This window comes from Desulfosarcina cetonica JCM 12296 (assembly GCF_001311845.1).
GTDB classification, from domain to species: Bacteria; Desulfobacterota; Desulfobacteria; order Desulfobacterales; family Desulfosarcinaceae; genus Desulfosarcina; species Desulfosarcina cetonica.
Genome location: NZ_BBCC01000065.1, coordinates 23,622 through 30,882, shown reverse-complemented (window position 1 = coordinate 30,882; position 7,261 = coordinate 23,622). Strand labels below are relative to the sequence as shown.

Genomic DNA, 7,261 nt, shown 5'->3' with positions numbered 1-7,261 from the left:
CCGCCGGCCGGCTTGCCGTTGTACTGCGGGGTGACGTCATACTGCTCGGAGCCCAACTCGGTGCGGCCCACGTCACTGACCCGGATGAACGACCCATCGGGATTGATGCGCAAGGGGATGGCGGCAAACTCCTCGGGGCTCTTGAGCAGGTTCTGGACCACGATGGAGGCATTGAGACGCTGGCCCTTGACCGCCGGTGTCCCGCCGAACTGCCCGGCGGAGACTTCCACGTTATAGGCTTTCAGGGCGGCTACCACATCGGCGATGGTGAGCTGGTAATCGGTCAAGCGGTCCGGATCAAGCCAGACGCGCATGGCATACTGGGAGCCGAACGTACTGACCTCGCCGACACCGGGAACGCGCGCCAGCACCTTCTCCAAATTGGACTGGGAGTAATCGCGCAGGTCGGACCCGTCCATGCTCCCGTCCTCGGACACCAGCGCGACGATCATCAGGTAGTTGCGCGTGGATTTACTCACCTTGACCCCCTGGCGCTGGACCACCTCGGGCAGACTGGCCATGGCCAGCTGGAGTTTGTTCTGCACTTGGGCCCAGGCAAGATCCGGATCGGTTCCCGGAGCAAAGGTCAATTCCACGCGCGAAGCGCCGGAAGAGTCGCTGGTGGCCGACAGATAGAGCATCTTGTCGAAACCGGTCATCTTCTGTTCGATGATCTGGGTCACGCTGTTCTCCACCGTCTCCGCCGAAGCCCCCGGATAAAAGGAGTCGATGGCGATGGAGGGCGGCGCGATGGGCGGATACTGGGAGATGGGCAGGTTGTAAATGGCCAACCCGCCGGCGACCATCAGCACGATGGCGATGACCCAGGCAAAAACGGGACGGTCCAGGAAGAATTTCGATAGCATGATGGCACGCCTCCGTCAGTTGGATGAGGTGGCCGCCGGGCCGATTTTCCCGGTACCGGGGCCGGCGGGCTGGGGCGCCGCCACGGCCACGGTCATTCCCGGTCGGATCTTTTGCAGCCCTTCGACAATCAGCCGATCGCCAACCCCAAGGCCGGCGTTGACCAGCCACTGGTCACCGATGGCGCGATCGAGGGTCAGCATGCGCTGCTGGACCTTGTTCTCACCGTCGACAATGGAGGCCACCGGACGCCCCTTGGGATCGCGGGCCACCGCCTGCTGGGGAACCAGAATGGCATCTGGCCGGACACCCTCCTTGATTTCGGCGCGCACGAACATGCCGGGCAAAAGGAAGTTGTCGGGATTGGGCACGATGATCCGCAACATCACCGAGCCGGTGGAGGCGTCCACGCTGACGCCACGGAACTGAAGATCGCCCTCATGGGCATAGGGGGTGCCGTCCTCCAGGGTCAATCCAACCGTGTTGAGGTTCTCGCCCCCGGATTGCAGACGACCGGCGGCCACACTGCGCTCCAACCGCAGCAGCGTCGTCGTCGACTGGGGAACGTCGACATAAATGGGATCGAGTTGCTGGATGGTCGCCAGGGCCACCGGCTGGTACGCCGTGACGATGGCCCCCTCGGTCACGTTGGATGGGCCGATACGACCGGAGATCGGCGCGGTAATGCGGGTATAGGCCAGATTGATGCGTGCGGTTTGAACCATGGCCGTCCAATAGGCCATATCGGCCTCGGCCTGTTTGAGCGCGGCCGACGCATCGTCGTAGTCCTGTTGGCTGACTGCCTTTTCAGCTAAAAGCTCCTGGTAGCGTCCGGCTCTCGCGCGGACCGCCGGCAGGTTGGCCGCCGATCGTCCCAGGGCCGCCTCGGCATTGCGCAATGCGGCTTCAAAGGGGGCGGCATCGATTTTGTAGAGAAGATCGCCGGCCTTCACGTCGGCGCCCTCGGTAAACATCCGTTTTTCGATCAACCCGTTGACCTGGGGTCTGATCTCAGCCACCCGAAAGGCCGACGTACGCCCCGGCAGCGGTGTACGCAACAACACCGTTTTTGCATTTACCGTCACCACCGTGACTTGGGGAGGCGGTGGTGACGCGGCACCTTGGGACGATGGCTTGTTCTGGCACCCTGTCAGCAACAGACCGGCCAAAAGGACGATAAGCGGGGTTCGCAGGGTCAGGTGGAACGGCTGCATGGTTGGAGTTCCCTTCCCGTGGCGGGTTGATGGATACGCGGGGTTTCTCGCGGATAGGCACTTTTTCCGTCAAACGATAGTTATTTCTAACAGGTTCAAACGTTCATTTCAATCGCTTATTTCAAACGAACATTTTAGTTGGATCGTCCGGCTCGACAGGAAAAAAACACGATTTTGGGATGCCTCTGCATGCAGCGGGACGAAAGAAGAAGCAACCGGGCCTATGCATTCAGGAAAAATTTGGGGTGAAAGACGCGGATCACGGACGGATTGCGTCAGGCAAGCAGGGCCGCCATCTGCAGCACCCGTTCGGGCGACATACCCGTGTGCAGCCCGCCCGATGTTCCCAGGATCAGGCCGGCCGTGGGGCCGAAGACGGTGATGAGATCGGTGACGGCACTTGTCAGGGCAGCCACGCCATCGGTGTCTTCGGAAAACGGACCGGACGGGCAAAGCAGACGGCTGTCGATATTGCCCATCAGGCACAGGCGGTCGCCATGGCGTCGGCCGATCTCAAAGATGTCCATGCTGGCGGCGGCTTCTATGCATTGCAGCCCATCGAAACCGGCGGCGATGATTTGCGGCAGGAGTGGGTTGAGGTTGCCATCGGAGTGGTAGAAGACCGGCAGGCCGGCGGATTTGGCCACGGCCACTTGGCGTTGCCAGAGCGGCAGGAGATACTGCTGGCTAAATGCCGGCGCCATGTAAGTGCTTTTTTGATAGGCGATATCATCGGCAATGATGATGCCGTGGGCGCGTGTTGGGTCCCCAGACGGATCATGGCTTCCACGTTTTCCGAGGCGGCGGCCATCTCATCGCCGAGGGATGCGGGGGACAGCGCCACGGCGTTCATGAATTCGACGAAATCATGGGCGCCCATGACCTGTTGAAATGCGCCGTTGACAATCCAGAAAACAAAAAAACCCTCGGCGGCAACCTGGGCGATCGCCTCGGCCCGTGCAACCGGGTCTTCCGCGTCATGGCCGGGGGGTTGGGATTGAAGGCAAACGACGTCGTGGGACAAGCGGCGGGCGGTGGCGATGATCAGCTGGGTCTCGGTCATTGCCGATGTCTTGTAAAGGGTACCCTCCCAGGCCAGCAGTTCTTCCATGAAGGCGCGCTCCATGACCAGTTCACCGGTGGGAATCCCCCCGCCGGGCTGGTGCCGGATCGCCTTTAAGACACGCGCCACGCGATTCATCGGCTCACCCGTCGCCGTTCAATGGGAACCGCCGACACACCGATCGCTCGTCGAACGGTGCTGTTGCAGCCAGTCGCGATACCCTTCGTGCGTATCCGGTTCCAGGTCGCAATCCCGCAGCGTATGGACGACCCCGGCCATGGTTCGCTGGCAAGTCGGAATCACCAGGGTGCCACCGGCATCACCGGATTCCATTCGATCCGGAGGAATCGGTACGACCACGGCATTGGCACCGGCATGCAGCCTTTCGCGCAACCCGCTGATGCCCTTGGCGTCCAGCCGGGCGGGAATGATGAGGTGCGGAAAAGAGATCCGCAACAAGGCGATGGCGATACATTCCCGGAACAAGGGTGTCGCCGGTTCGTCATGCATGGGCGTGCCCGCTTGGGGAATGAAAGTTGTGGCGCAAACCTGTTCGGCGCCAAGCCGGACCATGGCATCGAAGGCCGCCAAAAGATCCGGCGACGTCTCGCCCACCCCGCAGAAAACACCATCCGCCACCCGCAGGCCGATTTCACGCGCAACGATCTTGCTCTGGTAACGGGAATCGAAATCCTGACTCACGCGTAATTGTCCGAAGCGTTGCCGGTTGTAGGTTTCCTGATGACACGCGTACCAGCATGCACCGGCCGCATACATGCGGTCCAGTACCGCCGACGGCAGTAATCCCATGGAAACCATCACCGGCAGATCGGTGCTGCGCGATACCGCCCCCACCAGCTCGATCAGGGGATCGAAATCGCGCGGGTCATCGCTGAAACAGGCAGGGTCTTCCCCACCGGTGAGATCTATCAAATGGACCCCCACGGCGGCCAATTGACGCGCCTGCTCGATCACCTGGTCGGGGTGGAGACGATAGCGTTTTGCAAGAGTGTTGTTCTTGCGGTAATAGCAAAAGCTGCACCGCTGGCGGCAATGGGTGGTGGCATACAGCGTGCCGTACAGAAAAATACGATTGTCAAAATGGCAGGCACGTTGACTTCTGGCCGCTGCAAACAGATGATCGAGCAACGCAGGCGTCGGTGAATCCAAAAGGCGGATCATGGCGGAGGGGGGAATTCCGGCCGTCACGGCAGCCTTGTCAAGGGCGGCGGTCAGCAGTGCTGTCCCTCGCGGGTCCCCCGGCCAGGCGCTGGTCCAAAACGCTTTTTTCACAACGCGGTTTATCCTGTATAATAATTTTTTCAGCCAATTAAGGGGGTTCAATTTTGCATACGTTTCGGCTGTTTTCAAGTAATATCTTAAAACTATTAAATGAATCGGATTCTATGAATAAAACAGAGGATGTGCGCAGACACCGATATCGGCGTTTTAGGAGTCCTTCAAATTTCCTTGACACGCGTGCTAACCGGCTGGTAGACGCACGCCCTGTGCGGGGCAATCCTTTATCAACAGGATGAGGGCCTGACAAACGATGGGAATCCAATTCAACAAACGGCGCTCCGACCCGAAAGCCGATGAACGTCGTTTCCGGGGTGACTGAATGACGAAAACACTGTTGATCCGTGCCGAAGATAAAAACCGCTGGGAACGCCGCGCGCCACTGGTGCCGGACGATCTGGCCGCCATCCTGAAAGCCACCGGCGCCCGTGCATGGGTCGAGACCTCGCAGAAGCGCTTCTTCTCCCAGGACCAATACGAAGCGGCGGGTGCCAAAAGCTGCCAGGGAATGGCCGACGGCGACGTGATTCTCGGCGTCAAGGAAATCCCCATTGAGAAGATCATCGACCGCAAGACCTATGTCTTCTTCTCGCACACCATCAAGGGGCAGCCAACCAACATGCCGCTTTTGCAGCGTATCATCGACGGTGGGTGCACTCTCATCGACTATGAGAAGATCACCGATGCCGATGACCGCCGTCTGATCTACTTCGGCCCTTATGCCGGTGACGCCGGAGCCATCGATATTCTCTCCCTCATGGGCGAACACTGGGCCGCACAAGGCATAGACACCCCGTTTGCTGGCTTTCGGCGGGCGCACCAGTACGACTCCGTTGCCGAGGCCAAGGCGCACCTGCGCGAAATCGGCCGCCTGATCCGGGAGAATGGGCTTCCCGAGGCGCTCTGCCCCTTCACCATCGGCATCCTGGGCTATGGCAATGTCTCCAAGGGGGCCCAGCAGATCTTCGACTGCCTGCCCACCCGACGCATCGCCCCGGCGGCCATCGAAACCATGGTGACCGAGGGTCAGAGTGATCGTCACACCATCTACCTGACCGTTTTCAAGGAGGCCGATCTGGTGCGACCCAAGGCGCCGCGGGCAGCCTTTGATCTGACGGAGTACTACCATCACCCGGAGCGCTACGAGAGCTGTTTCGAGCCATACCTGCCGTTCTTCACACTGCTGGTCAACGCCGTCTATTGGGAGCAACGCTACCCCCGCTTCGTGACCTGGGAAGGCCTCAAGCGGTTGGCCCAGGCGCAGACGCCGACCAAATTGAGCGGGATCGCCGACATCACCTGTGACACCAACGGTTCCATCGCGTGCAACGTCAAATCCACCGACAGCGACATGCCCGCCTATCGGGTCGACCCGCTGGCCGGGACCACCCAGGACGGCCATCTGGGCGACGGCATTGTCCTCTTGGCCGTTGACAACCTGCCCTGCGAGCTGCCCAACGACGCCTCTTCATTTTTCAGCAACCAGCTCAGGCCCTTCATCCCCGGCCTGCTTGCCGCGGATTTCTCCAAACCCCTGGCGGAATCGGGTCTGCCCGAGGAATTGCAGAAAGCGGTGATTGTCTATAACGGCCAACTGACCCGCCGGTTTGCCTACCTGAAAGAGCATTTGATGAGGAAACGATCATGAAAATTGCGGTTCTAGGCGCCGGCCTGATCGGTGGGCCCATGGCCAGGGATCTGGCGGTGGGCGGCGAATTCGACGTCACCGTGGCGGATCTCAATCCGGTCGCACTGCAAAGGCTTTCGGAAGTAGATCACATCACCCCGATCCAAATCGATGTATCGGACAAGGCCGCACTCACGCGCATCGTGCAACCCGTCGATTTGGTGATCAATGCCGTTCCCGGCTTCATGGGTTTCAAAACCCTTACGACCATTATCGAAGCCGGCAAGAACGCGGTCGATATCGCTTTTTTTCCCGAGGACCCGTTCGTTCTGGACGACCTGGCCAAATCCAAGGGCATCACCGCCGTGGTCGACTGCGGGGTGGCGCCGGGCATGAGCAACATGCTCGTGGGGCTGGGACACCGCCGCCTGGACCATACCGAAACGGCGATCATCTATGTGGGCGGGCTGCCGGAAATCCGCCAATGGCCCTATGAGTACAAAGCGGTTTTCTCACCCGTGGATGTGATTGAAGAGTATGTACGGCCGGCCGTCTATGTAGAAAACGGCGTCGTGGTCAAACGGCCGGCCATGAGCGATCCGGAACTGATCGATTTCCCGGGGATCGGTACCCTCGAGGCGTTTAATACGGATGGCGTCCGCTCCCTGTACAAAACCCTCGAAATCCCCAACATGAAAGAGAAAACCCTGCGTTATCCCGGTCATATCGAAAAGATCGCCGTCCTGCGTGAATCGGGCTTCTTCAATACCGAACCGGTGGAGATCAACGGGGTCAAGATCCGACCGCTGGACGTGACCGCCAAACTTCTCTTTCCCATGTGGCAGCTCAAACCCGGCGAAGCGATTTCACCATCATGAAAATCGTGGTCGAGGGCGAGCAGGCAGGGCGTAAAACCCGCTACACCTGGGATCTTCTGGACCGCTTGGATCCGGCCAGCGGCATTCATTCCATGGCCCGTACCACCGGCTACACTGCCACGATGGCCGCCCGTCTGATCAGCCAAAACCGTTTTCACCGGGCCGGCATCGTTGTCCCGGAACAGATCGGCAGTGAGCCCGCCTGCATGGAATTCATCCTCAAGGGGTTGGCCGACCGCGGGGTGATCTACCACGAAAAAAAAGAGACGCTGTAGAAAAGGCCCGGCCGCCGTCCTGGCAACCCGGGCCTTTTACG

General features: G+C 60.1%; 6 protein-coding genes and 1 pseudogene. 3 read left to right on the top strand and 4 right to left on the bottom strand.

What is annotated here, in order from left to right:
* The 3 genes from JCM12296_RS15775 to JCM12296_RS36480 all read right to left on the bottom strand — a co-directional run.
* The coding region (locus tag JCM12296_RS15775; protein WP_172683924.1) for an efflux RND transporter permease subunit at positions 1-866 on the bottom strand (866 nt) is incomplete at its 3' end.
* 15 nt (positions 867-881) lie between these two features.
* Positions 882-2,078, bottom strand: coding sequence for an efflux RND transporter periplasmic adaptor subunit (locus tag JCM12296_RS15770; protein ID WP_054694943.1), 1,197 nt, complete (start codon positions 2,076-2,078; stop codon positions 882-884).
* Positions 2,079-2,353: 275 nt separating this feature from the next.
* Positions 2,354-2,782: a uroporphyrinogen decarboxylase family protein gene (locus tag JCM12296_RS36480; protein WP_246804400.1), complete on the bottom strand. Its 429-nt coding sequence runs from the start codon at positions 2,780-2,782 to the stop codon at positions 2,354-2,356.
* Between the two features lie 53 nt (positions 2,783-2,835).
* On the opposite strand from JCM12296_RS36480, the gene JCM12296_RS44655 reads away from it, so the two are divergent.
* Entirely contained in the window at positions 2,836-3,258 is a 423-nt protein-coding gene (locus JCM12296_RS44655) for a hypothetical protein (RefSeq protein WP_083456188.1), read from the top strand.
* 39 nt (positions 3,259-3,297) lie between these two features.
* Here JCM12296_RS44655 and JCM12296_RS15755 read toward each other — a convergent pair whose 3' ends face one another.
* Entirely contained in the window at positions 3,298-4,434 is a 1,137-nt protein-coding gene (locus JCM12296_RS15755; protein WP_054694934.1) for a radical SAM protein, read from the bottom strand.
* 328 nt (positions 4,435-4,762) lie between these two features.
* Between JCM12296_RS15755 and JCM12296_RS15750 the strand changes: the two genes are divergently transcribed.
* Together JCM12296_RS15750 and JCM12296_RS15745 are read left to right on the top strand one after the other, a co-directional pair.
* Positions 4,763-6,088 carry a bifunctional lysine ketoglutarate reductase /saccharopine dehydrogenase family protein gene (locus tag JCM12296_RS15750; RefSeq protein WP_054694933.1) on the top strand — a complete coding sequence of 442 codons (1,326 nt, stop codon included), beginning with the start codon at positions 4,763-4,765 and terminating at the stop codon, positions 6,086-6,088.
* Positions 6,085-7,220: pseudogene (locus JCM12296_RS15745) on the top strand (saccharopine dehydrogenase family protein). The gene JCM12296_RS15750 and the pseudogene JCM12296_RS15745 overlap by 4 nt, the downstream one beginning before the upstream one ends.
* Positions 7,221-7,261: the final 41 nt, after the last annotated feature.